Source organism: Streptococcus sp. FDAARGOS_256 (genome assembly GCF_002289235.2).
In the GTDB taxonomy this organism is placed as follows: Bacteria; Bacillota; Bacilli; order Lactobacillales; family Streptococcaceae; genus Streptococcus.
The window spans coordinates 969,597-995,736 of record NZ_NTGM02000001.1 but is presented as its reverse complement, the minus strand read 5'-3'; the positions used below and the strand labels follow the sequence as shown (position 1 = coordinate 995,736).

Annotated in this window: 20 protein-coding genes, 1 tRNA gene, 1 pseudogene and 2 riboswitches; of the genes and pseudogenes, 19 read left to right on the top strand and 3 right to left on the bottom strand. The window is 39.4% G+C overall.

What is annotated here, in order from left to right:
• The 4 genes from A6J84_RS05090 (at position 1) to A6J84_RS05075 (ending at position 8,496) form a co-directional block, all read left to right on the top strand.
• The gene (locus tag A6J84_RS05090; protein ID WP_095726178.1) at positions 1–6,489 is read left to right on the top strand and encodes a S8 family peptidase; all 6,489 of its coding nucleotides are present in this window, start codon (positions 1–3) and stop codon (positions 6,487–6,489) included.
• A gap of 224 nt (positions 6,490–6,713) precedes the next feature.
• Positions 6,714–6,786: transfer RNA gene (locus tag A6J84_RS05085), tRNA-Thr, on the top strand.
• A 296-nt stretch (positions 6,787–7,082) separates the two neighbouring features.
• Positions 7,083–7,952: a DUF6287 domain-containing protein gene (locus A6J84_RS05080; RefSeq protein WP_049518940.1), complete on the top strand. Its 870-nt coding sequence runs from the start codon at positions 7,083–7,085 to the stop codon at positions 7,950–7,952.
• A gap of 226 nt (positions 7,953–8,178) precedes the next feature.
• Positions 8,179–8,496 (top strand): hypothetical protein, encoded by a 318-nt coding sequence (locus tag A6J84_RS05075; protein WP_095726177.1) that lies wholly within the window; start codon positions 8,179–8,181, stop codon positions 8,494–8,496.
• A 30-nt stretch (positions 8,497–8,526) separates the two neighbouring features.
• On the opposite strand, the gene A6J84_RS05070 is transcribed toward A6J84_RS05075, so the two are convergent.
• Positions 8,527–10,326 carry an N-acetylmuramoyl-L-alanine amidase gene (locus A6J84_RS05070; protein ID WP_095726176.1) on the bottom strand — a complete coding sequence of 600 codons (1,800 nt, stop codon included), beginning with the start codon at positions 10,324–10,326 and terminating at the stop codon, positions 8,527–8,529.
• Between the two features lie 44 nt (positions 10,327–10,370).
• Positions 10,371–11,279, bottom strand: coding sequence for a LysR family transcriptional regulator (locus A6J84_RS05065; protein ID WP_001222578.1), 909 nt, complete (start codon positions 11,277–11,279; stop codon positions 10,371–10,373).
• Positions 11,280–11,320: 41 nt separating this feature from the next.
• On the opposite strand from A6J84_RS05065, the gene A6J84_RS05060 reads away from it, so the two are divergent.
• The 3 genes from A6J84_RS05060 to A6J84_RS05050 all read left to right on the top strand — a co-directional run bounded on the left by A6J84_RS05060 (position 11,321) and on the right by A6J84_RS05050 (position 12,311).
• Positions 11,321–11,614 (top strand): YqgQ family protein, encoded by a 294-nt coding sequence (locus A6J84_RS05060; protein WP_049477930.1) that lies wholly within the window; start codon positions 11,321–11,323, stop codon positions 11,612–11,614.
• Entirely contained in the window at positions 11,611–11,991 is a 381-nt protein-coding gene (locus A6J84_RS05055) for a rhodanese-like domain-containing protein (RefSeq protein WP_070569096.1), read from the top strand. The genes A6J84_RS05060 and A6J84_RS05055 overlap by 4 nt, the downstream gene beginning before the upstream one ends.
• A gap of 86 nt (positions 11,992–12,077) precedes the next feature.
• The gene (locus tag A6J84_RS05050) at positions 12,078–12,311 is read left to right on the top strand and encodes a hypothetical protein (protein WP_070569094.1); all 234 of its coding nucleotides are present in this window, start codon (positions 12,078–12,080) and stop codon (positions 12,309–12,311) included.
• A gap of 40 nt (positions 12,312–12,351) precedes the next feature.
• Here the strand turns inward: A6J84_RS05050 and A6J84_RS05045 are convergent.
• Positions 12,352–13,077, bottom strand: a pseudogene (locus A6J84_RS05045) (16S rRNA pseudouridine(516) synthase).
• 158 nt (positions 13,078–13,235) lie between these two features.
• On the opposite strand from A6J84_RS05045, the gene typA reads away from it, so the two are divergent.
• The 12 genes from typA (at position 13,236) to A6J84_RS04985 (ending at position 26,138) form a co-directional block, all read left to right on the top strand.
• Positions 13,236–15,077, top strand: coding sequence for a translational GTPase TypA (typA, locus tag A6J84_RS05040; protein ID WP_095726175.1), 1,842 nt, complete (start codon positions 13,236–13,238; stop codon positions 15,075–15,077).
• A gap of 19 nt (positions 15,078–15,096) precedes the next feature.
• Positions 15,097–15,351 carry a DUF3165 family protein gene (locus A6J84_RS05035; RefSeq protein WP_000262666.1) on the top strand — a complete coding sequence of 85 codons (255 nt, stop codon included), beginning with the start codon at positions 15,097–15,099 and terminating at the stop codon, positions 15,349–15,351.
• A gap of 117 nt (positions 15,352–15,468) precedes the next feature.
• On the top strand, positions 15,469–16,821 hold the full coding sequence (gene murD, locus A6J84_RS05030) for a UDP-N-acetylmuramoyl-L-alanine--D-glutamate ligase (RefSeq protein WP_095726174.1): 1,353 nt from the start codon (positions 15,469–15,471) through the stop codon (positions 16,819–16,821).
• 1 nt (position 16,822) lies between these two features.
• Positions 16,823–17,881 (top strand): UDP-N-acetylglucosamine--N-acetylmuramyl-(pentapeptide) pyrophosphoryl-undecaprenol N-acetylglucosamine transferase, encoded by a 1,059-nt coding sequence (locus A6J84_RS05025; RefSeq protein WP_095726173.1) that lies wholly within the window; start codon positions 16,823–16,825, stop codon positions 17,879–17,881.
• A gap of 9 nt (positions 17,882–17,890) precedes the next feature.
• A complete protein-coding gene (locus A6J84_RS05020) occupies positions 17,891–19,054 on the top strand; it encodes a cell division protein FtsQ/DivIB (RefSeq protein ID WP_095726172.1) in 1,164 nt (387 codons plus the stop codon).
• A gap of 245 nt (positions 19,055–19,299) precedes the next feature.
• The gene (gene pyrF / locus A6J84_RS05015) at positions 19,300–19,995 is read left to right on the top strand and encodes an orotidine-5'-phosphate decarboxylase (RefSeq protein WP_095726171.1); all 696 of its coding nucleotides are present in this window, start codon (positions 19,300–19,302) and stop codon (positions 19,993–19,995) included.
• 39 nt (positions 19,996–20,034) lie between these two features.
• Positions 20,035–20,667 carry an orotate phosphoribosyltransferase gene (gene pyrE / locus A6J84_RS05010; protein ID WP_095726170.1) on the top strand — a complete coding sequence of 211 codons (633 nt, stop codon included), beginning with the start codon at positions 20,035–20,037 and terminating at the stop codon, positions 20,665–20,667.
• 243 nt (positions 20,668–20,910) lie between these two features.
• Positions 20,911–22,047 (top strand): L-lactate oxidase, encoded by a 1,137-nt coding sequence (gene lctO, locus A6J84_RS05005; protein ID WP_006145218.1) that lies wholly within the window; start codon positions 20,911–20,913, stop codon positions 22,045–22,047.
• 148 nt (positions 22,048–22,195) lie between these two features.
• Positions 22,196–22,284, top strand: a riboswitch (TPP riboswitch).
• Between the two features lie 216 nt (positions 22,285–22,500).
• Entirely contained in the window at positions 22,501–23,169 is a 669-nt protein-coding gene (locus A6J84_RS05000) for a TenA family protein (RefSeq protein ID WP_000449811.1), read from the top strand.
• Between the two features lie 123 nt (positions 23,170–23,292).
• Positions 23,293–23,381: riboswitch (TPP riboswitch) on the top strand.
• A 158-nt stretch (positions 23,382–23,539) separates the two neighbouring features.
• Positions 23,540–24,100: an ECF transporter S component gene (locus tag A6J84_RS04995; protein ID WP_193756708.1), complete on the top strand. Its 561-nt coding sequence runs from the start codon at positions 23,540–23,542 to the stop codon at positions 24,098–24,100.
• Positions 24,101–25,486, top strand: coding sequence for an ATP-binding cassette domain-containing protein (locus A6J84_RS04990; RefSeq protein WP_000522137.1), 1,386 nt, complete (start codon positions 24,101–24,103; stop codon positions 25,484–25,486). It begins immediately after the preceding gene.
• A 1-nt stretch (position 25,487) separates the two neighbouring features.
• On the top strand, positions 25,488–26,138 hold the full coding sequence (locus A6J84_RS04985; protein WP_000241362.1) for an energy-coupling factor transporter transmembrane component T: 651 nt from the start codon (positions 25,488–25,490) through the stop codon (positions 26,136–26,138).
• The last annotated feature ends 2 nt before the right edge of the window (positions 26,139–26,140 follow it).

Here is a 26,140-nt window from a genome sequence, read left to right as displayed (position 1 = left end):
ATGAAAAAAAGTACGGTATTGTCATTAACTACTGCTGCAGTTATTTTAGCAGCATATGCCCCCAATGAGGTAATTTTAGCAGATGCACCTAGTTCTGAAGATGCTTTAAGAATTTCTGATAAAGAAAAAGTAGTAGCAGATGCACCTAGTTCTGAAGATGCTTTAAAAATTTCTGGTAAAGAAAAAGTAGTAGCAGATAAAGAAACAGAAAAAAATGAACAATCTGAAGAACTTCATAATGTTATAGAAACTTCAAAGGATACTGAGGAGAAGAAGACAACAGTTATTGAGGAAAAAGAAGTTGTTAGTAGAAAGCCTAAGATAGACAAAAAAACTAGTAACGAAGGAGCAAGTATCAAAGAAGACTCCAATCAATCCAAAGGAGATGATGCGAACTCATTTGTAAATAAAGATACAGAAAATCCTAAAAAAGAAGATAAACTTGTCTATATTGCTGAATTTAAAGATAAAGAATCTGGAGAAAAAGTAATTAAGGAACTATCCAATCTTGAGGATACAAAAGTTTTATATACCTATAATACGATTTTTAATGGCGCTGCCATTGAAACAACTCCAGATAATTTGGACAAAATTAAACAAATGGAAGGTGTTTCGTCGGTTGAACGATCACAAAAAGTCCAACCAATGATGAATCATGCCAGAAAGGAAATTGGAGTTGAGGAAGCTATTGATTACCTAAAGTCTATTAATGCTCCATTTGGGAAAAATTTTGATGGTAGAGGTATGGTCATTTCAAATATCGATACTGGAACAGATTATAGGCATAAGGCTATGAGGATCGATGATGATGCCAAAGACTCAATGAAATTTAAAAAAGAAGATTTAAAAGGCACTGATAAAAATTATTGGTTGAGTGATAAAATCCCTCATGCGTTCAATTATTATAATGGTGGTAAAATCACTGTAGAAAAATATGATGATGGTAGGGATTATTTTGACCCACATGGGATGCATATTGCAGGGATTCTTGCTGGAAATGATACTGAAAAAGATATCAAGAACTTTAATGGCATAGATGGAATTGCGCCTAATGCACAAATTTTCTCTTATAAAATGTACTCTGACGCAGGATCTGGGTTCGCGGGTGATGAAACAATGTTTCATGCTATTGAAGATTCGATCAAACACAATGTCGATGTTGTTTCGGTATCATCTGGCTTTACGGGAACAGGTCTTGTAGGCGAGAAATATTGGGAGGCTATTAGAGCATTAAGAAAAGCTGGAATCCCAATGGTTGTTGCTACAGGTAATTTTGCGACTTCTGCTTCAAGTTCTTCTTGGGATTTAGTAGCCAATAATAATCTGAAAATGACAGATACTGGAAATGTAACACGAACTGCCGCACATGAAGATGCGATAGCGGTCGCTTCTGCTAAAAATCAAACCATTGAGTTTGATAAGGTTAACATTGGAGGACAAAGTTTTAAATACAGAAATATAGGAGCTTTTTTCGATAAAAATAAAATCCTAACAAATGAGGATGGGTCAAAAACTCCAAATAAATTAAAATTTGTATATATAGGCAAAGGTCAAGACAAAGATTTGATAGGCTTGGATCTTAAGGGCAAAATTGCAGTAATGGATAGAATTTATACCAAGGATTTAAAAGATGCTTTTAAAAGAGCAACGGATAAAGGCGCACGTGCCATTATGGTTGTAAATACTGTAAATTACTACAATAGAGATAATTGGACAGACCTTCCAGCTATGGGATATGAAGCGGATGAAGGGACTACTAGTCAAGTATTTTCAATTTCAGGAGATGATGGTGTAAAATTATGGAACATGATTAACCCTGATAAAAAAACTGAAGTCAAAAGAAATAATAAGGAAGATTTTAAAGATAACTTAGAACAATACTATCCAATTGATATGGAAAGCTATAATTCTAATAAACCGAATGTAGGTGATGAAAAAGAAATTGACTTTAAATTTGCAGCTGACACAGACAAAGAACTTTATAAAGAAGATATTATAGTCCCAGCAGGGTCTACATCTTGGGGGCCAAGAACAGACTTGCTTTTAAAACCGGATGTTTCAGCACCTGGTAAAAATATTAAATCCACTCTAAATGTTATCAATGGTAAATCCACTTATGGTTATATGTCAGGAACTAGTATGGCAACTCCAATCGTAGCAGCTTCTACTGTTTTGATTCGACCAAAATTAAAGGAATTGCTTGAAAGACCTGTCTTGAAAAATCTTAAGGGAGATGACAAAATAGACCTTACAAGTCTTACAAAAATAGCTCTACAAAATACTGCAAGACCTATGATGGATGCAACCTCTTGGAAAGAAAAGAGTCAATACTTTGCATCACCTAGACAGCAGGGAGCGGGGCTAATTAATGTTGCCAACGCTTTGAGAAATGAAGTTGTAGCAACTTTCAAAAATACAGATTCTAAAGGTTTGGTAAATTCATATGGTTCCATTTCTCTTAAAGAAATAAAAGGTGATAAAAAATACTTTACAATTAAGCTTCACAATACCTCAAACAGACCTTTAACCTTTAAAGTTTCTGCATCAACTGTAACTACAGATGCTCTAACTGATAGGCTAAAACTCGATGAAACATATAAAGATGAAAAATCTCCGGACGGGAAGCAAATTGTTCCAGAAATTCACCCAGAAAAAGTCAAAGGAGCAAATATCACATTTGAGCATGATACTTTCACTATAGGTCCAAATTCCAGCTTTGATTTAAATGCGGTTATAAATGTTGGAGAAGCTAAAAACAAAAATAAATTTGTAGAATCATTTATTCATTTTGAGTCAGTGGAAGAAATGGAAGCTCTAAACTCCAACGGTAAGAAAAGAAACTTCCAACCTTCTTTGTCGATGCCTCTAATGGGATTTGCTGGGAATTGGAACCACGAACCAATCCTTGATAAATGGGCCTGGGAAGAAGGATCAAAATCAAAAGCAATGGAAGGTTATGATGATGATGGTAAACCAAAAATTCCAGGTACCTTAAATAAGGGGATTGGTGGAGAACATGGTATAGATAAATTTAATCCAGCAGGAGTTATCCAAAATAGAAAAGATAAAAATACAACATCCCTAGATCAAAATCCAGAATTATTTGCTTTCAATAACGAAGGAATCAACGCACCTTCATCAAGTGGCTCTAATATTGCTAAAATCTATCCTTTAGATTCAAATGGAAATCCTCAAGATGCTCAACTTGAGAGAGGATTAACGCCTTCTCCACTTGTATTAAGAAGTGCAGAAGAAGGGGTGATTTCAATAGTAAATACAAATAAAGAAGGAGAAAATCAAAAAGACTTAAAAGTCATTTCGAGAGAACACTTTATTAAAGGAATTTTAAACTCTAAAAGAAATGATGCAAAGGGCATTAAATCTTCTAAGCTAAAAGTTTGGGGTGACTTGAAATGGGATGGACTCATTTATAACCCTAGAGGTAGAGAAGAAAATGCCCCAGAAAGTAATGACAAAAAAGATCCTGCTACTAAGATACGAGGACAATTTGAACCGATTGCGGAAGGCCAATATTTCTATAAATTTAAATATAGATTAACCAAGGATTACCCATGGCAGGTTTCCTATATTCCTGTAAAAATTGATAACACCCCTCCAAAGATTGTTTCAATTGATTTTTCAAACCCTGGAAAAATTAAGTTAATTACAAAGGATACTTATCACAAGGTCAAAGAGCAATATAAGAATGAAACGCTATTTGCGAGAGATCAAAAAGAACATCCTGAAAAATTTGACGAGATTGCCAACGAAGTTTGGTATGCTGGGGCCGCTCTTGTTAATGAAGATGGAGAGGTTGAGAAAAATCTTGAAGTCACTTATGCAGGTGAGGGTCAAGGACGAAATAGAAAACTTGACAAAGACGGAAATACCATTTATGAAATTAAAGGTGCAGGAGATTTAAGAGGAAAAATCATTGAAGTGATTGCATTAGACGGTTCTAGCAATTTCACAAAGATTCATAGAATTAAATTTGCTGATCATGCTGATAAAAATGGGATGATTTCCTATTATCTAGTAGATCCTGATCAAGATTCATCTAAATACCAAAAGCTTGGCGAGATTTCCGAATCTAAATTTAAAAATTTAGAAAATAGAAAAGAGGATAGTCTTAAAAAAGATACAACTGAAGTAGAACATCATCAAGAAAATGAAGAGGCTACCGAAGAAAAATCTAGCTTGACTATTCATAAAACAATTTCAACAATTAGAGACTTTGAAAGCAAAGATTTAAAGAAACTCATTAAAAAGAAATTTAGAGAAGTTGATGACTTTACAAGTGAAACTGGTAAGAGAATAGAGGAATACGATTATAAATACGATGATAAGGGAAATATCATTGCTTATGACGATGGTAGTGCCTTAGAATATGAAACTGAAAAACTTGATGAAATCAAATCAAAAATTTATGGCATTCTAAACCCATCTAAAGATGGACACTTTGAAATTCTTGGAAAGATCAGTAATGTTTCTAAAAATGCCAAGGTATACTATGGAAATAACTATAAATCGATAGAAATCAAAACGACCAAGTATGATTCCCATTCAAAAACGATGACATTTGATTTATACGCTAATATTAATGATATTGTGGATGGATTAGCTTTTGCAGGAGATATGAGGTTTTTTGTCAAAGATGATGGTCAGATAAAAGCTGAAACTAAAATTAGAATGCCTGAAAAAAATAAGGAAACTAAAGCAGAATATCCGTATGCATCAAGTTATGGGAATGTAATAGAATTAGGAGAAGGAGATCTTTCAAAAAATAAACCAAACAATTTAACGGACATGGAATCTGGTAAAATCTATTCTGATTCAGAAAAACAACAATATCTATTAAAGGATAACATCATTCTAAGAAAAGGCTATGCACTAAAAGTGACTACCTATAATCCTGGAAAAACGGATATGTTAGAAGGGAATGGAGTCTATAGCAAGGAAGATATAGCAAAAATCCAAAAGGCCAATCCTAATCTAAGAGTCTTATCAGAAAAAATAATTTATGCTGATAGTAGAAATGTTGAAGATGGAAGAAGTACTCAATCAGTATTAATGTCGGCTTTAGACGGCTTTAACATTGTAAGATATCAAGTGTTTACATTTAAAATGAATGATAAAGGGGAGGCAATCGATAAAGATGGCAATCTTGTAACAGATCCTTCTAAACTGGTATTATTTGGTAAGGATGGTAAAGAGTACACAGGAGAGGATAAGTCCAATGTAGAAGCTATAAAAGAAGATGGCTCTACGTTATTTATTGATACCAAACCAGTAAATCTCTCAATGGACAAGAACTACTTTAATCCATCTAAATCTAATAAAATTTATGTACGAAATCCAGAATTTTATTTAAGAGGTAAGATTTCTGATAAGGGTGGTTTTAACTGGGAGTTGAGAGTTAATGAATCGGTTGTAGATAATTATTTAATCTACGGAGATTTACACATTGATAACACTAGAGATTTTAACATTAAGCTTAATGTTAAAGACGGTGATATCATGGACTGGGGAATGAAAGACTATAAAGCAAACGGATTTCCAGATAAAGTAACAGATATGGATGGAAATGTTTATCTTCAAACTGGCTATAGCGATTTGAATGCGAAAGCGGTTGGAGTACACTATCAATTTTTATATGATAATGTAAAACCAGAAGTAAACATTGATCCTAAGGGAAATACTAGTATCGAATATGCTAACGGTAAATCTGTAGTCTTTAACATCAATGATAAAAGAAATAATGGATTTGATGGTGAGATTCAAGAACAACATATTTATGTAAATGGAAAAGAATACAAATCATTTGATGATATTAAACAACTAACAGATAAGACACTAAACATTAAGATTGTTGTAAAAGATTTCGCAAGAAATACAACCGTAAAAGAATTCATTTTAAACAAAGATACGGGAGAGGTAAGTGAATTAAAACCTCATAGGGTAACCGTGACCATTCAAAATGGAAAAGAAATGAGTTCAACGATAGTGTCGGAAGAAGATTTTATGTTACCTGTCTATAAGGGTGAATTAGAAAAAGGGTACCAATTTGATGGTTGGGATATTTCTGGTTTCGAAGGGAAAAAAGACGCCGGCTATGTTATTAATCTATCAAAAGATACCTTTATAAAACCTGTATTCAAGAAAATAGAGGAGAAAAAGGAGGAGGAAAATAAACCTACTTTTGATGTATCGAAAAAGAAAGAAAAAACTCAATCTGATTCAACTAATGATGTCAACAGTATTGTTTCTGATGAAAATGATAAAAACTTTGAAATTAACAAGAACGTTTATCTAAATGAACAAGGGAACTTAACTAATAAAAGTACCAACATCAATAGTAAATCAACTAGTAACAATCCTAATGAGTTGCCAAAAACCGGAACAGCAAGCGGAGCCCAGACACTATTAGCTGCCGGAATCATGTTTATAGTAGGAGCTTTTCTTGGATTGAAGAAAAAAAATCAAGATTAAGACAAAAGCTATAGAAAAAATGGTTTATGTACTGAGATTAGATAGTGAGGTGATGACATAGTTTTGTGAAAGTATTGATTTATAAATATATTATTTAGATTTCTATGAAAATGGGAGATTTAAAAGAGATATATGTAAAAGCCTTGTCTCAGGACAGGCTTTTTCTAATGGAGATAAAAATTTCTTGACATCTATTCTCAGAGTGCTATACTAAAAGGGTAATCGCCGATTTAGCTCAGTTGGTAGAGCAACGCACTCGTAACGCGTAGGTCACAGGTTCAAGCCCTGCAATCGGCAGAATCAAGAAGTCCAAACGGGCTTCTTTTTTTGTAAATATAGGAAAGGTGGAACGTTTGAGATAGGTTCTATTTAACGTCAGAAACTCCTACTTATAAATTAAAACTAAAATTTATATTTTGTGGTATAATATATTTTAATAAGCACTTGTTTTCGTTCCGTTTTAGAGGACTATAGGCTGTTAATTATTCTAGAAATTTTTGCTTTGATTTTTTTAAAAAGTCATAAAAGTTCATGGATAGTAACGAATGAAGTCTCGCAAACTTGGCTGAATATAAATCAAAAAGGAGAAAATTATGAATAAGAAAGAACGGGAAAGACAATTTGAAGAGATTAACGGACGTAAGCGGTCAGAATCAAAGTTGACTCCAAATAAAAAAATAAAAATCTATATTGGCATAGCACTCGCTGTTTTAGTCACTCTTATCTTGGTAAGTATTTTCTCATATTTTCTGATTGTAAAGAAAGAGTCAAATCAAGCATCGTCTGCTGTTTCAACTACAGAGTCAACAAGTCAATCGTCTACAAGCCAAGGAAAGACAGATGAGACTGATAAGGATAAACAAGAGGAAATTCAGAAACTCAAGGATCAACTGACTGCTTTAGATACCAAAATTACGGAAGCAGAAGCATTTGTTAGCAAGTTCAAGAAAGAAACTGCTGTTCCAAAATTAGATATTGAAGCAATTAAGAACAATGACTTGTCTAGTTTAGAAGGTACTTGGCGTAGTCAATCTGGTAATGAATACATTATTAATGATTCTGGAGAAGTACGTGCGACTTGGTTTACAAATGATCAAAAGTACGAATCTGTAGTTGGATTAAAGGTATCAAAAGGACAAGATAATCGTAACCCTGAGACAGCGTCTATCAGTGCATGGGTAAAAGATTCTGTTGCTGGAGGATTTGTAATAGTAGCTGTGCCAAGTGGAGTCGTTATGCAACCTGCTGATGACGGAAAGATTACGGATAAAAGCAATCATACTGAGGAAAGACTACTTTCAGGACAAGATTATGGGTCTATGTTAATGAAACCAGAAAATGTTTATTATCGTGTGAAACCAGATACCAGTAAACTTGAGGAAGCAGAAAAGAACTTAGCTCAACTACAAGCAGACCGTGAATCAATCAAATCTTCTCTAGAGCCAAAGGAAAAGAAAAACTAGATGGTATTCGTTCAAAAATACTGTTACAATCGGCAGAATCAAGAAGCCCATTAGTGCTTCTTTTTCTTTTGTTACAAATATTCAACCACTTAGACAGAGATATTGACCAGATAGGCAAAAGGGCTTGTTCTTGAAAAATTCCTCTGCTATAATGGTTCATGTAAGGGGCGTGAGGGGTCAGTATCAGACAACTCAAGAACCTAAAAAAGAAAATGGAGACAAAAAAATGAAAAAATTATTAGGACTTGTATTTTTAGTAGCAGCAGCGCTAGTATTGTATTTCGGTTCTGTTGGATGGCCAAGTTTGGATGTCAACCTCTGGTCACTCATTCCGGTAGGATTGTTCCTCTATTTCACACTAGAAAACTTTTTGAAAAAAGATTACAAGGCTAGTCTGATGTGCTTGATCATTGCCTTTATCATCGCAAATGCTATTTTTGATCTTTTGCCAATTTCAAATGGTTTGGTGATTGGTGCCGGTGTGCTAGCTTGTGTAGGGCTTGGCTACCTCTTTCCTGATAAAGATAAAAAAGAAGGCAAATAAAAAGTCTCGAGATTTCTCGAGACTTTGTTTTTATTTACCAGCGTAGTATTTTTGGATCCCTTTTACAATGCCTGCGACCAGTTTATCTTGGTAGCGGCTATCTCTGATTTGTTGGTTTTCGGAGAAATTATCCATATAACCAAGCTCTAGGAGAACGGCTGGTTTGGCTGTTTCGCGTAGTACGGCATAGCTGCTCTCCAACAAGCCAGCGTCCTTAGCTCCTGTTTCTGCTAGAAGAGAGGAGTGGATGGCAGCGGCGAGGCGTTTGCTTTCACTCATACGATCAGGGTGATTGTGCCAGAATTTATTAATCCTACTTGGATAATCAGGTTCATCGCTATAGGAGTAGGTTTGAATACCGCTTGCTTTTGAGTAGGTATTACCAGTAGCGTTGAAGTGAATACTGATAAAAATATCAGAGTTGGTCTTATTAACCATACGAGAACGTTCGGTAACAAAATCAACGTCAATATCACTATCACGAGAAGTGAGGACCTTGTAGCCTAGTTCTTCTAACTTAGTACGAAGCTTACGATAAATCTGCATGTTGAGATCTTTTTCAGCTACATTGTAGTAAAAGGCACCTGAATCTCGACCACCATGCCCAGGATCTAGGAAAATGGTATTGCTGTATAGGCCTTTTGTAAATCCGCCTTCAGTTGAAACTTCAGAAATCCATTGGCCGTATTTTTGGAACAGGTGTTCCTTACCGTCTATCTTGTAAGTTCCTGAAACATAATGTCCATTATCATCTAGGTAGTAGCGTGCTTTGTCAGAGTTATCGTAAATCCATTCGCTCTTTGCCATGTAACCACCTGACTTGAGGTAGTATGCTCCAATCCACTCCTGATTTGCATAACGACCATCCGCTTTTAGATAGAACCAGCTCTTGTAGGCTTTATCGAAGATCCACTCATTCTCCGCCATGGCTCCACTGGTTTTAAGGTAGTAGCTTTCTTTCCATTTGTCTGCTAGCATCCCACCATTCTGGTCAAATGAGTACCAGGAACCTTGAATCTTTTGCCAGTTTTCTTGGACATATCTCCCTGACCCGTTCGCATAGAACCAAGTATCCTTGATTTTGACCCAGTTGTTTTCTGCCATAGCTCCGCTCTGGTTGAAGAGGTAGCCCTTGAAGGTTGTCGCACTCAGCATTCCACCGTCTTTGTCAAAGTAATACCAAGAACCGTTGATTTTCTCCCATTTATCCTGCGAGATCTTTCCAGAAGGAGCGACATAGTACCAAATTTGATCTAATTTTGTCCAGCCCTTTTCCGCCATAGCCCCGCTTTTTGTGAGCAGATAGCCGTCAACGGCAGTGTTGCTGAGCATGCTTCCAGTTTGGTCAAAATAATACCAAGAACCATTGATTTTTTTCCAGGTGTTCTGAGCAAGTCGTCCAGAGGAATCAGCATAATACCATTGATTGTCCAGTTTGGTCCAGCTATTTTCTGTCATGACACCATCTTGGTCAAAGGCATAACCTTTGTAGACAGTAGAATGAAGACGATTACCATCTTGATCGAAGTAGTACCATTTGCCTTGGATTTGTTTCCAGTTCAAAGCAGGCTTATCATCTTGGTAAAAACGCCAGTGGTGATTTTCTTGGTACCATCCTTCTTTTTTGGGCTTGTCTTCTTGCACATCTACTTTAGGAAGAACTTCTGATTTAGAGTTTTCCTCAACACTCGACTCTTTCTTTTCTTCTTTGGCAATTGCTTCCTTGACAGCAGATGTGGATTGAGTTGTGTTTTCTTCTCCTAAGACGGATGCGGGTGCTAATCCTGCGATTGAAAGGATTAAAGCACTGGTCAGTAGTATCTTTTTCACTTTTTATTTCCTAACTTTTTCTTTTTCCCTTTTTCATTTTTCTATTAATTATCGAATTGAACTTCTTCTAGTAAGTATTCGATAAAGCGTTCGCCCATCTTAGACAGGCTGGTTTTTTCATGTTGGATATAGACTAGTTCAATCGGGTCGTCAATGTCCAGTGGAATGGAAACGATATTGTCTCCGTTGAGGTTGCTGTTCAATATCCCTGTTGCAATGGTGTAACCATCCAAACCAATCAAAAGATTAAAGAGGGTGGCACGGTCACTGACTACGATGGATTTCTTGTGGTGCTCTTGTGAAAGAATCTCCTCTGAAAAGTAGAAGGAGTTGTGCGTCCCCTGGTCGTAACTGAGGTAAGGAAAATCTTCTAAATCAGCCAGTTTGACCTTGTCTTTTTTAGCTAGAGGATTGGTCTTGCTAACAAAGATATGGGGTTGAGCGGTAAAGAGGTGGTGGGCTAAGAGGTGATTGTCATCTAGCATTTTCGTTAAAACATCGCGGTTGTAGCTGTTTAAAAAGAGGACACCGACCTCGCTACGGAAGTTCTTGACGTCATCGATAATCTCCCAAGTCCGAGTTTCACGAAGGAAGAGCTCGTATTTCTCCATATCACTTTTCTTGAGCAGAGAGACAAAGGCATTGACTACAAAGGCATAGTGCTGAGAGGAAACGCTGAAAAGTTCGCGGTGGGCGATAGGATTTTTATAGCGTTCTTCCAGAAGCTGAGTTTGCTCAACGACCTGACGGGCATAGGAGAGAAACTCCATCCCATCACGAGTCAAGGTAATGCCCTTGGGATTGCGGATAAAGATTTCAATGCCCATTTCATTTTCCAAGTCTCGAACGGCATTAGAGAGACTTGGTTGGGTGATAAAGAGTTGCTTGGCTGCTTCATTCATAGAGCCAGTTTCGACGATTTTGATAATATAGTGTAATTGTTGAATTCTCATGCTTTTATTGTACCACACTTGGTGAAGAATGAGCAAAGAAGATGAAAGGAAGAGAGGAAAGCCCCAAACTGGTATTGAAAAAAAGTCTAAAATCTGTTAGAATGAAAGCTATGAAAACATTCTATGATGTGCAGCAATTTCTCAAACAGTTTGGCATTATTGTTTACATGGGGAAGCGCTTGTATGATATTGAACTGATGAAGCTCGAACTCTCTCGGATCTATGATGCAGGTCTGATGGACAAGCTAGACTATCTAGAGGCGGAAGCTGTTCTTCGTAGAGAGCACAAGATAGAATTAGACTACATAGAGAAAAATGGAGATAAGAACTTATGACAATTTGGGTTTTGTGGGGAATCGTACTAGCGATGGCGGCATGGATGGGTTATAACTACCTTCGTATTCGTCGTGCGGCTAAGATTGTGGATAATGCAGAATTTGAAGCCTTGATTCGAAAAGGGCAATTGATTGATGTCCGTGAACCAGCAGAATTTCACAGAAAACATATCCTCGGAGCTCGCAATATTCCTTCAAATCAGTTGAAGTCAAGCCTTGCAGCCCTTCGTAAGGATAAACCTGTCCTTCTCTACGAAAACCAACGCGGACAACGAGTGACCAATGCAGCACTTTATTTGAAGAAACAAGGTTTCTCTGAGATTTATATCCTTTCTTATGGATTGGATTCTTGGATTGGGAAGGTCAAGACTAGCTAAGATTCTGTAAAAAACTGTCGAATGATAGATAAAGCTAGCATTTTATGGTATCATCATTTATATTAAATTTAAGGAGATTTTGTAATATGAATTCACAACAAAAGAAAAAACCTTCACTTATTTTAGGTATCTTATCTATCGTCCTTGGTTTGCTATCGCCAATAGTGGGTCTGATTTTGGGGATCATAGGATTGGTCTTGGCTTTTTCATACCAAAAAGAATCTGGACTAGACTATAAAACAGAAAAAATTCTCAATATCGTAGGACTTGTAATTTCTGTACTTAACTGGATTGCAGCCATCGCATTAGTTTTTAGATAAGTAAAAACAAAAAAAGCTTTAAACATAAAGCTTTTTTCTTTTATCCACTTTTCTCTAAGTAGTTTTTAATGATTTCCGATTCCTCTGGATTCAAGGGACGGTATTGCCCTTCTGCTAGTTCTGGGTCTAATGTAAAGTCACCGAATTGGATTCGTTTTAGGGCAGTCACCTTGACACCAACTGATAGAAACATCTTCTTGACTTGATGAAATTTGCCCTCAGAGATAGTGATGGAGGCCCGGCTCTCTGTTGGGCTTGCGGACAGAATTTCAAGCTGAGCAGGTTTACAAGTGGTCCCATCTAAAAAGACAATTCCATCCTAGAACTTTTGGATATGGTCTGACGTGAGCGGTCCGTTTACTACCACTTGATAGGATTTATCGACATGGTACTGGGGATGAAGGAGTTGGAAGCCAAGAGGTCCATTGTCTGTCAAAAGCAGCAGTCCCGTGGTATCGCGGTCTAATCTGCCGACAGCATAGAGCTGGTCAGACTGGCTGTCAGGTGGAAGGAGGTCCATGACGGTTGGAAGTTTCTTATCCTTGCTAGCTGTAACGACTCCGTTTGGCTTATGAAGCATGAGGTAGGTGTGCTCGTAGCCTTGGATTTGTCGTCCTTGAAAGACTAATTTCTGCAACCCAGTGTCGACATTTTGAGCGAGTGAGCTGGCTGGACAATCATCTACTAGGATTTCTTTTTTTAATAGAGCCTGTTTCATAGCCTTGCGACTGACCTTTTCTTGGGCTAATAATCTATCTAAACGCATACCAGCTTATCTTATCATAAGTCTCTGACTTTGAAAAGAGTTGTCTTGACTAGAAAAGCAGAGTGAAAACATTTACACTTAGCTGAACTGTGATTTTTGAATGAGACTGTGGTATAATTGTTCAGTTAGAAATAAAAATTTAATTATTAGAGGAAATCATGACAAAATTAAGAGAAGATATCCGTAACATTGCGATTATCGCCCACGTTGACCACGGTAAAACAACCCTCGTTGACGAATTATTGAAACAATCTGAAACTCTTGATGCACGTACTGAATTGGCAGAGCGCGCTATGGACTCAAACGATATCGAAAAAGAGCGTGGAATTACCATCCTTGCGAAAAACACTGCCGTTGCCTACAACGGAACTCGTATCAACATCATGGACACACCAGGACACGCGGACTTCGGTGGAGAAGTTGAGCGTATCATGAAAATGGTTGACGGTGTTGTCTTGGTCGTGGATGCCTACGAAGGAACCATGCCACAAACTCGTTTCGTATTGAAAAAAGCCTTGGAACAAGACCTTGTCCCAATCGTGGTTGTTAACAAAATCGACAAACCATCGGCTCGTCCAGCAGAAGTAGTAGACGAAGTCTTGGAGCTCTTCATTGAGCTTGGTGCAGACGATGACCAGCTTGATTTCCCAGTGGTGTATGCTTCAGCTATCAACGGGACTTCTTCATTGTCAGATGATCCAGCTGATCAAGAAAAAACAATGGCACCAATCTTTGATACCATTATCGACCATATCCCTGCTCCAGTGGACAACTCAGATGAGCCTTTGCAGTTCCAAGTGTCACTTTTGGACTATAATGACTTCGTTGGGCGTATCGGTATCGGTCGTGTTTTCCGTGGTACTGTTAAGGTTGGGGATCAAGTTACCCTTTCTAAACTAGATGGTACAACCAAGAACTTCCGTGTAACAAAACTCTTCGGTTTCTTTGGTTTGGAACGTCGTGAAATCCAAGAAGCAAAAGCAGGTGATTTGATTGCCGTTTCAGGTATGGAAGACATCTTTGTCGGTGAAACCATTACTCCGACAGACGCAGTTGAAGCTCTTCCAATCCTACACATCGATGAGCCAACCCTTCAAATGACCTTCTTGGTCAACAACTCACCATTTGCAGGTCGTGAAGGAAAATGGGTAACTTCTCGTAAGGTAGAAGAACGCTTGCAGGCAGAATTGCAAACAGACGTTTCCCTTCGTGTTGACCCAACGGATTCACCAGATAAATGGACTGTTTCAGGTCGTGGAGAATTGCACTTGTCAATCCTGATTGAAACCATGCGTCGTGAAGGCTATGAGCTTCAAGTATCTCGTCCAGAAGTTATCATAAAAGAAATTGACGGTGTTAAATGTGAGCCATTTGAACGTGTTCAAATCGATACTCCAGAAGAATACCAAGGTTCTGTTATCCAAAGCCTTTCTGAACGTAAGGGTGAAATGTTGGATATGATTTCAACTGGTAATGGTCAAACTCGTTTGGTCTTCCTTGTTCCAGCGCGTGGTTTGATCGGATACTCAACTGAGTTCTTGTCAATGACTCGTGGTTACGGTATCATGAACCATACTTTCGACCAATACTTACCATTGATTCCGGGTGAAATTGGTGGACGTCACCGTGGTGCCCTCGTTTCCATCGATGCTGGTAAGGCAACAACTTACTCAATCATGTCGATTGAAGAACGCGGAACCATCTTTGTCAATCCAGGTACTGAGGTTTACGAAGGAATGATCATTGGTGAAAACTCTCGTGAGAATGACTTGACAGTTAACATCACTAAGGCCAAACAAATGACCAACGTCCGTTCAGCTACTAAGGACCAAACAGCGGTTATCAAGACACCTCGTATCTTGACCCTTGAAGAGTCTCTTGAATTCTTGAATGACGATGAGTACATGGAAGTAACGCCTGAGTCTATCCGTTTGCGTAAACAAATCCTCAACAAGGCAGAGCGCGAGAAAGCCAACAAAAAGAAAAAATCAGCTGAATAAGAGCTAGAAAGAGATAAAGATGGTCTATTTAATCATAGGGATACTCTTATTACTACTCTATGTATTTGCGACACCCCAAAGTATCAAAGGAACAGTCAACATCGTTATCTTGGTCTTTGTAGTTGTTGCACTCTTGATTTTGCTGATGTTGTCCATCTTGCAAATCTTCCAATTACCGACAGAATTCTTTGTCACAATCGCCATGCTGGCCCTAGCCTACTTTAGCTTGAGAGACATTACGCTCATGTCTGTAAAAAAGAGCAGAAGAAGATAAATAGAAAGAGAGCTATGGCTCTCTTTTTCTATGCTAGAATGAAGGCTAGAGCATTTTCGTTTAGTATTATTTCCATAAAAATGGTAAAATAGTAGGAGTAGAAATGGAGTTTGAGACATGAAAGTAATCGATCAATTTAAAAATAAGAAAGTTCTTGTTTTAGGTTTGGCTAAGTCTGGTGAGTCTGCGGCCCGTTTGTTGGACAAGCTAGGAGCTATTGTGACAGTAAATGACGGCAAGCCTTTTGAGGAAAATCCAGCTGCACAAAGCCTACTGGAAGATGGAATCAAGGTTGTCACTGGTGGGCATCCTTTGGAGCTCTTGGATGAAGATTTCGCTCTGATGGTGAAAAATCCAGGTATCCCGTATAGCAATCCCATGATTGAAAAGGCATTGGCAAAGGGGATTCCAGTCTTGACTGAGGTGGAATTGGCTTATTTGATTTCGGAAGCACCAATTATCGGTATCACTGGTTCAAATGGGAAAACCACTACAACGACGATGATTGGGGAAGTTTTGACTGCTGCTGGTCAACGCGGTCTCTTGTCAGGGAACATCGGCTATCCTGCTAGTCAAGTGGCTCAAACTGTGACAGCCAAGGACACACTTGTCATGGAACTTTCTTCTTTCCAGCTGATGGGTGTTCAAGAATTCCATCCTGAGATTGCGATTATTACCAACCTCATGCCCACTCATATCGACTACCATGGTTCTTTTGAGGAGTATGTGGCAGCTAAGTGGAATATCCAGAACAAGATGACAGCAGCTGATTTCCTTGTCTTGAACTTTAACCAAGATTTGGCAAAAGAATTGGCTAGCAAAACACAAGCTACTGTTGTACCATTTTCAACACAGGAAAAGGTTGATGGAGCCTACCTAGCAGATGGTCAACTCTACTTCCGTGGGGAAGTGGTCATGGCAGCTAATGAAATCGGTGTTCCAGGTAGCCACAATGTAGAAAATGCCCTTGCGACTATTGCTGTAGCCAAGCTCCGTGGTGTGGATAACCAAACCATCAAGGAAACTCTATCAGCCTTTGGTGGTGTCAAACACCGTCTCCAATTTGTTGATGAAATTCAGGGGGTCAAATTCTATAACGATAGCAAATCAACCAATATCTTGGCTACTCAAAAAGCCTTGTCAGGATTTGACAATAGTAAGGTTATCTTAATCGCAGGTGGTTTGGACCGCGGCAATGAGTTTGACGAATTGGTGCCAGATATTACTGGGCTCAAGAAGATGGTTATCCTCGGTCAATCTGCAGAACGTGTCAAACGGGCAGCGGATAAGGCTGGTGTGGCTTATGTAGATGCGACAGATATTGCTGATGCGACCCGCAAGGCATATGAGCTCGCGACTCAAGGAGATGTGGTTCTCCTCAGTCCTGCCAATGCTAGCTGGGATATGTATGCTAACTTTGAAGTACGTGGAGATCTTTTCATCGACACAGTAGCGGAGTTAAAGGAATAATATGAAAAAAATTGTCTTTACAGGTGGGGGGACGGTTGGACATGTTACCCTCAACCTTTTGTTAATGCCTAAGTTCATCGAAGACGGCTGGGAAGTTCACTACATTGGTGATAAACACGGAATCGAACACCAAGAAATCCTCAAGTCAGGCCTGAATGTGACCTTCCACTCTATTGCGACTGGGAAGTTGCGTCGCTATTTCTCTTGGCAAAATATGCTGGATGTGTTTAAAGTTGGTTGGGGAATTGTCCAATCGCTCTTTATCATGTTACGACTGCGTCCACAGGCTCTTTTTTCAAAAGGGGGATTTGTCTCTGTACCGCCGGTTATCGCAGCGCGAGTGTCAGGAGTGCCTGTCTTTATTCACGAATCGGACCTGTCTATGGGCTTGGCCAATAAAATTGCCTATAAATTTGCGACCAAGATGTATTCAACCTTTGAGCAAGCTGCTGGTCTCGCAAAAGTCGAGCATGTGGGTGCTGTGACCAAGGTTTCAGACCAAAAAACTCCTGAACCAGATGAATTGGTGGATATCCAAACCCACTTTGATCCTAAATTGCCAACCGTATTATTTGTCGGTGGTTCTGCAGGAGCTCGTGTCTTTAACCAATTGGTGACAGATCATAAGCAAGAACTGACAGAGCGCTACAATATTATCAATCTCACTGGAGATTCTAGCCTCAATGAGTTGAGTCAAAATCTCTTTCGTGTTGATTATGTGACGGATCTCTATCAACCCTTGATGGAGATGGTAGATGTGGTGGTAACGCGTGGCGGTGCCAATACGATTTTTGAGCTCTTGGCCATGGCGAAACTCCATCTCATCGTACCATTGGGTCGTGAAGCAAGTCGAGGAGATCAGATTGAAAATGCAGCCTACTTTGTTAAGAAAGGCTACGCAGAAGAACTTCAAGAAAGTGACCTGACCTTGGAAAGTTTGGAGGAGAAACTCAGTCACTTGCTTAGTCACAAGGATCAGTACCAAGCTAGCATGAGAGCTTCGACTGAATTGAAATCTATTGCAGATTTTTACGATCTACTAAGAAAAGACCTAGCATAAGGAATATCAATGTCAAAGGATAAGAAAAAAGAATCAAACCAGAAGCAAGAATTGTCTGAATGGCAGAAACGAAACCAGGAATACCTGAAGAAGAAGGCTGAGGAAGAAGCTGCCCTAGCTGAAGAGAAGGAAAAGGAAAAACAAGCTCGTAAGGAGGCCAACTCGAAACTACTGGAGGAATCCAAGAAATCATCGAGTGAGTCAGTTGAGGAAGCCTCAAGTCCAAGCAATGAACCATCCGAAAAAGAAGAAAAATCTCAAAAGGATGCCCCTAAAGTCAAAGAGGAAAAAGAGAAGAAGAAAAAAGAAAAACCCAAAAAACCAGAGAAACCAGCCAAGCCTAAAATTGCGCCTGTTCATATTTGGCGAGCTGTGAGTATCTTGGTACCCAGTGTCCTGGTCCTTCTTCTTTCAGTCTATCTATTGACTCCACTTTCGACCATCAAAAATATCGAGGTTAAGGGAAATAGTAACACGCAGGCAGATGACATCAAACAGGCTTCTGGGATTCAAGATAGCGACTATACTTTAGCTCTATTGTTGGATAAGGAAACATACGCTGAGCGAATCAAGTCCAATCATTGGATAGAATCAGCGAAGATTAACTATCAATTTCCGACTAACTTTACGATTGAGGTCAAGGAATTCGATATTGTCGGTTATTATGTGTCTGGTGAAGAACATTATCCTATTCTGTCTAGTGGTACAGTAGAGTCAACTCCTGTTGATCGCTTAAACTTGCCTGAGACTTATCTGACAGTTACCTTTAACGATGAGCAGCAGGTGAAAAAGCTGATAACAGGATTGTCTACCATCAGTGAGGATATCAAGAGTCAAATCCAGAAAATCGAATTAGCGCCGAGCAAGGCAACAGCAGATCTTTTAAAAATTACCATGCTGGATACAGATGAGATTTTGGTTCCCCTATCAGAATTGAGCAAGAAATTGCCTTATTACAGCAAAATCAAGCCACAATTGTCTGAACCGAGTGTAGTCGATATGGAAGCTGGAGTATACAGCTATACGATAGCGGATAAATTGATAGAAGAGGCTGAGGAAAAAGCCAAACAAGAGGCTAAGGAAGCTGAGAAGAAAAAACAGGAAGAAGAAAAGAAAAAACAAGAAGAACAAGGAAATCAAAGCCAAACGAGCCAGCAATCACAGAGTCGTTAGACTAACTTTTCCTCTTGGTTTTGAATGGTATAGAAGTCTAGTTTCGAGTTTTTGCTTGACAAGTCCTACTATAAATAATAGAATAGAAAAAAACCTTTAAAGCAGTCCAGAGAGGCAGCTAAGGTTAGACGGTGAAAGGGTGGAGACTACCCATTTTTCGTGGAACCTTGCTGTTGGCAGGTTCCTTTTTTCGTGGTTTATTTTTGACCATACTCTCTTGCTCGTAAAGGTAAAAGGAGAAAGGTATGTGTGAACATCGTCCAGTTATTGCTCTTGATTTTCCTAGTTTTGAGGCAGTCAAGGAATTTTTATCTCTTTTCCCAGCAGAAGAAAGTCTTTATTTAAAAGTAGGGATGGAGCTTTATTATGCGGAAGGTCCTGAAGTTGTCCGTTATTTGAAGTCACTGGGGCATAGTGTCTTTTTGGACCTCAAACTACATGACATTCCCAATACAGTCAAATCGGCTATGAAGGTCTTATCTCAGCTTGGTGTGGACATGACTAACGTTCATGCTGCAGGTGGTGTGGAGATGATGAGGGCTGCGCGTGAAGGTCTGGGGACACAAGCCAAATTGATCGCTGTGACCCAGCTTACCTCAACGTCGGAAAGCCAGATGCAGGATTTTCAAAATATCCAAACCAGCCTGCAAGAGTCTGTGATTCACTATGCCAAGAAGACAGCTGAAGCGGGCTTGGATGGTGTCGTTTGCTCGGCTCAGGAAGTGCAACTCATCAAGCAGGCTACCAATTCAGATTTTATCTGTTTGACACCAGGAATTCGTCCAACGGGAGCTGCGGTTGGAGACCAAAAACGTGTCATGACACCTGCTGACGCCTATCAAATCGGTAGTGACTATATCGTAGTGGGACGTCCTATTACCCAAGCTGAGGATCCTGTTGCAGCTTATCATGCTATCAAGGATGAATGGAACCAAGACTGAAATGAAAGAAATAGATTATAAAAACAAAAGGAGAATACTATGACACTTGCTAAAGATATCGCTAGCCACCTCTTGAAAATCCAAGCCGTTTACCTTAAACCAGAAGAGCCTTTTACTTGGGCATCTGGTATCAAATCGCCGATTTATACTGACAACCGTGTGACGTTAGCCTATCCAGAGACTCGTAGCTTGATTGAAAATGGTTTTGTGGAAGCTATTAAAGCTGAATTTCCAGAAGTAGAAGTGATTGCAGGAACTGCGACAGCAGGAATTCCACACGGAGCTATCATCGCTGATAAGATGAACTTGCCTTTTGCCTACATCCGTAGCAAACCAAAAGACCACGGAGCTGGTAACCAAATCGAAGGTCGCGTAGCACAAGGTCAAAAGATGGTAGTGGTTGAAGACCTCATTTCAACGGGTGGATCTGTTCTTGAAGCCGTAGCAGCAGCAAAACGCGAAGGAGCCGATGTTCTTGGTGTCGTAGCGATTTTCAGCTACCAATTGCCAAAAGCTGATAAGAATTTTGCGGATGCTGGTGTAAAATTGGTGACGCTTTCTAACTACAGTGAACTCATCCACCTAGCCCAAGAAGAAGGTTACATCACACCAGAAGGACTTGCTCTCCTAAAACGCTTTAAAGAAGACCAAGAAAATTGGCAAAATGCCTAAAACATAGAAAATCAGGTAGTCACTAGGATTACCTGATTTTTTGCATATAGGCAATAAAACTATGATTCCTAAAGGTAAAGATGAATATAGGATAATGGTAGAATGAGAGACCTTCTTTTTTGGCGGCATATTCAGATAATCAGTTTGAAATTCCCAGACAAAATTTTTGAAAGGATTCTGAAAAAGAGGTAAGATAGTTTATGTAAGAAAAAGTAAACGCTTACTTAATAAGGAGGACACTTTATGTCATATAAAACAAGCAATGCAGAAGGACCTGTAGATTTTATTAACACTTATGATTTGGAGCCAATGGCGCAACAAGTCATTCCTAAAGCTGCCTTTGGTTATATCGCTAGTGGAGCAGAAGATACTTTCACTTTACGCGAGAACATCCGTGCCTTTAACCACAAACTCATCGTTCCTCATACGCTTTGTGATGTTGAAAATCCAAGTACAGAGATTGAATTTGCAGGTGAAAAATTATCTTCACCAATTATTATGGCGCCTGTTGCGGCTCATAAATTGGCAAATGAACAGGGGGAAGTAGCTACTGCGCGTGGTGTGCATGAATTTGGTTCTCTCTATACAACTAGTTCCTACTCTACCGTTGACCTTCCAGAAATTACGGAAGCTCTTCAAGGGACACCTCATTGGTTCCAATTTTACTTTAGTAAGGATGACGGGATCAACCGCCATATCATGGACCGTGTGAAGGCTGAAGGCTACAAAGCGATTGTCTTGACGGCGGATGCAACTGTAGGGGGCAATCGTGAGGTCGATAAGCGCAATGGTTTTGTCTTCCCCGTTGGTATGCCAATTGTTGAGGAATACCTGCCAGAAGGTGCTGGTAAATCAATGGACTTTGTTTACAAATCAGCTAAACAGCGCCTATCTCCACGAGATGTAGAATTTATCGCTGAATACTCAGGACTTCCTGTTTATGTCAAGGGGCCACAATGCCGTGAGGACGTTGAACGTTCGCTTGCTGCTGGAGCTTCTGGTATCTGGGTAACCAACCATGGTGGCCGTCAAATCGACGGTGGGCCAGCTGCCTTTGACTCACTTCAAGAAGTAGCAGAAGCAGTTGACAAACGCGTACCAATTGTCTTTGACTCTGGTATTCGTCGTGGCCAACACGTCTTTAAAGCCTTGGCTTCAGGAGCAGACTTGGTAGCTATTGGCCGCCCGGTTATCTATGGCTTGGCTCTCGGCGGTAGTGTTGGTGTGCGTCAAGTCTTTGAACACTTGAATGCAGAATTGAAGACAGTTATGCAGTTATCTGGAACTCAGACTATTGAAGATGTCAAACACTTCAAACTCCGTCACAACCCATACAATCCAACCTTCCCAGTTGACCCTCGTGACTTAAAATTGTATTGATAAAATAGCTTGCCTCCACTTGATGTGGAGGTTTTTCTTCGTATATAGGAAGAATAAATCACCATTGAAATCTATATAAATATATTTTTCAGTCAAATATCTTGCTAGGGCTTTCATTTTTTGCTATACTGGTCCAGTAATTAAATAATAAAGACATTTGGGGTGCTTTAGGCTGAGATGATACCCATTGAACCTGATACAGTTAAGACTGGCGAAGGGAAATGTGAAACGTTTTTTCGTATGGCGAAATGAACGATCTAATCTTGTAAGCTAAACTCTAATTCTTGATTGTAATTGGAGTTTTTTTGTTTATATAAACTGGATAGGCTTGTTTAGGTAGCTCTCTGTAAATGCCCTCAATTTTCTTTAAAAGGATCAAGTGAAACTAGGATTTTGCTTGGTATCTCTTGGTGTTTTATTAATTACTAAGGAGTAAAGATAGGAGAAGTAAATATGGAAACACAAGACTATGCATTTCAGCCAGGTTTGATTGTTGGAGAATTATTAAAAAGCAGTCAGAAGGATTGGCAGGCTGCAATCAATCATCGTTTTGTCAAGGAACTTTTTGCAGGAACAATTGAGAATAATGTCTTAAAAGAATACCTAATTCAAGATTATCACTTTTTTGATGCCTTCTTATCCATGCTGGGTGCCTGCGTAGCCCACGCAGACCAGCTTGAATCCAAGCTTCGTTTTGCCAAGCAACTAGGTTTTCTTGAAGCAGATGAAGACGGCTATTTCCAAAAGGCTTTCAAAGAGTTAAAAGTAGCAGAGAATGAATATATAGAAGTGACTTTGCACCCTATAACAAAAGCCTTTCAGGAGCTAATGTATTCTGCTGTGTCTTCATCAGACTATGCCCATCTTTTGGTCATGCTGGTCATTGCAGAAGGTCTCTATTTAGACTGGGGTTCTAAAGATTTGGCACTACCTAAAGCCTATATTCATTTGGAATGGATTAATCTCCACAGAGGTCCTTTCTTTGCAGAGTGGGTTCAATTTCTAGTTGATGAACTTAATCGTGTCGGGAAAAATCGAGAAGATTTGACAGAACTTCAGGAACGCTGGAATCAAGCAGTTGCTTTGGAATTAGCCTTTTTTGATATTGGTTATGAATTATAGGACAGATTCAATACTTTTATGTAGATTAAAAGAATGAACAAACAAACTATATAAATATATTTTCCGGTCAAATATCTTGCTAGGGCTTTCAAATTCTGTTATACTGGTCCAGTAATTAAATAATAAAGACATTTGGGGTGCTTTAGGCTGAGATGATACCCATTGAACCTGATACAGTTAAGACTGGCGAAGGGAAATGTGAAAAGGTTTTTTTCGTATGGCGAAATGAACTGTCTAATCTTGTAAGGTAAACTCTAATTCTCGTTTGTAATTGGAGTTTTTTTGTTTATCAAAAGAGGATAGGCTTGACGGTAAGCCGTTCGGTAGCTCTCCTTGAATGCCCCACTTTTCTTTAAAAAAGGAGTTTTTTATGTTGAAAAAATGGCAGTTAAAAGATGTTATCTTGCTTGCTTTCTTGTCTATCTTTTTTGGTGGCGTTTTTGTGGGTTCAGGCTATCTGTTTGATATTCTCACCCTGATCTTGGCCCCTCTTGGTTTGCAGGCCTTTGCCAATGAGATCCTTTTTGGTCTCTGGTGTATGGCTGCGCCCATTGCGGCTATCTTTGTTCCAAGAATCGGAAGCGCAACGATTGGAGAAGTGTTAGCTGCACTTGCTGAAGTCCTTTATGGTAGCCAATTCGGTCTAGGTGCTCTTTTGTCCGGCTTGGTTCAAGGCTTGGGAAGTGAATTTGGTTTTCTCGTAACCAAGAATCGCTATGAAAGTTGGCTCTCTCTAACTGCCAATAGTATTGGGATTACGCTTTTTAGCTTTGTCTATGAATACATTAAGTTAGGTTACTACGCCTTTTCCCTTCCTTTTGTCCTTTCCTTGCTTGTGGTGCGTTTTATTTCTGTCTTTTTCTTCTGTGCCATCTTGGTTCGTGCCATTGTCAAGCTCTATCATCAGTTTGCATCTGGAGGTAAGGCATAGATGGGGCTGGAACTACGGGGGATTCAGTCACCAATCTTTTCGGAACCGATTGATTTTACTTTTCATGCGCAAGCTTTTACCTTGTTAGTTGGGAGCAGTGGTTCAGGAAAATCCAGTCTCTTTCAAATCATTGCCCAGGTCACTTCCTTACCCTATAGTGGTCAAGTCCTGATAGATGGAAACCAGGTCAGTCAGCTTTCAATCGTTGAACGTGTTCAGACGATCGGCATTCTCTTTCAAAATCCCAATCATCAATTTACCATGGAGAACTTGTTTGAGGAGCTGATTTTTACCTTGGAAAATATTGGGCATCCCGTTCAGGAAATTGATTCTAAAATAGCAGAGGTGGTCCAGCAATGTCGCTGCAAGGCGATTTTGCACCGTCCCATTCATCACTTATCAGGTGGGGAAAAGCAAAAGGCTGCTTTGGCTGTTCTCTTTGCTATGAATCCTAGGGTCTATCTCTTGGATGAGCCCTTTGCTTCTATTGACCGCAAGAGCAGGCTGGAGATATTGGAGATTCTAAAAGAGTTGGCCTCTGATGGGAAGACAGTTATTTTATGCGACCATGATTTATCTGATTATGAAGCCTATATCGACCATATGGTGGAGCTAAGAGATGGACAACTAAGGGAAATAAATAAAATCCCTACCTCTGAGATGACACAGGTTGCTTCAAAGGAAGTTGCTTCTAACCCAGAACTATTCCATATGGACCGTGTGACTTGTGAGCTGGGAAATCGCCCCCTCTTTTCGATTGCGGATTTCACATTTTACCAAGGAATTTCCTGTATCTTAGGTGACAATGGTGTCGGGAAATCAACCCTCTTTCGCTCTATTCTTCAATTTCAAAAGTATAAGGGGTGCATTAGTTGGAAGGGGAAAGTCCTGAAAAAGAAAAAGAGTTTGTATCGTGATCTGACGGGTGTTGTTCAGGAAGCTGAGAAGCAGTTTATCCGAGTCAGTCTGCGAGAGGAACTGCAATTAGATGTTCCAGATACTGTGAGAAATCAGCGGATTCTCCAAGCATTACGATATTTTGATCTGGAGCAGGCGCTCGATAAGAGTCCCTATCAATTAAGTGGTGGACAGCAAAAGATTCTTCAGCTATTGACCATCTTGACCAGCAAGGCTTCTGTGATTTTGCTAGATGAACCTTTTGCTGGTTTGGATGATAGAGCTTGCCATTATTTTTGTCAGTGGATTGTGGAGGAGAGCAATCAAGGAAGAAGTTTTTTGATCATTAGCCATCGTTTAGATCCCTTGATCTCTGTGGTTGATTATTGGATCGAGATGACTAGTGAGGGTCTCCGTCATATTAAAGACGTGACAATCAGCAAACCACTCACATCTCGGAGTATCAATACTCAAGGGGAGGTGAAGTAGTATGGTCAAAGTAGCAACCCAGACACCGATAATCGGTCTCTTCTTTCTAATTTTATCCTTGGAAACATCTTTCCTTCCTTCGATTGCTCTTAATCTTTCAGTAGTCGCATTTTGCATTCTCTTTATGCTCTATTATCGTCGATTTAAGATGTTGGCTTGGATGATTGTGCTCGCCATTTTGCCATCTTTGGCCAACTACTGGGCAGTTCAGTTGCATGGGGATGCTTCGCAGGCAGTGATACTTGGAACGAGGGCTTTTGTGACCGTTTGTATCGGCCTTGTCTTTGTTTCCAGCATTTCCTTAAAAGAGCTTCTCTTGTACTTGGCTCAAAAGGGGTTATCACGGTCTTGGGCCTATGCCTTGATTGTGGTATTCAATGCCTTTCCCCTCATTCAGCAGGAAATCAAGTCCCTCAAGGAAGCTTGCTTACTGCGTGGTCAAAAACTGCATGTTTGGTCGCCCTTGATTTACAGTAAGGTTTTGATGACGGTTTTTAGATGGCGCCATCTCTACTTGAGAGCTCTGTCTGCACATGGATATGACGAACATGCGCAGTTGGAGAATCGCTATCGGACTTTTTATATTTCTAAAAAAACAAAATTAATCTACCTGCTGTTCTTTTTATTACTTCAAACCAGTCTATTTTTATAAAG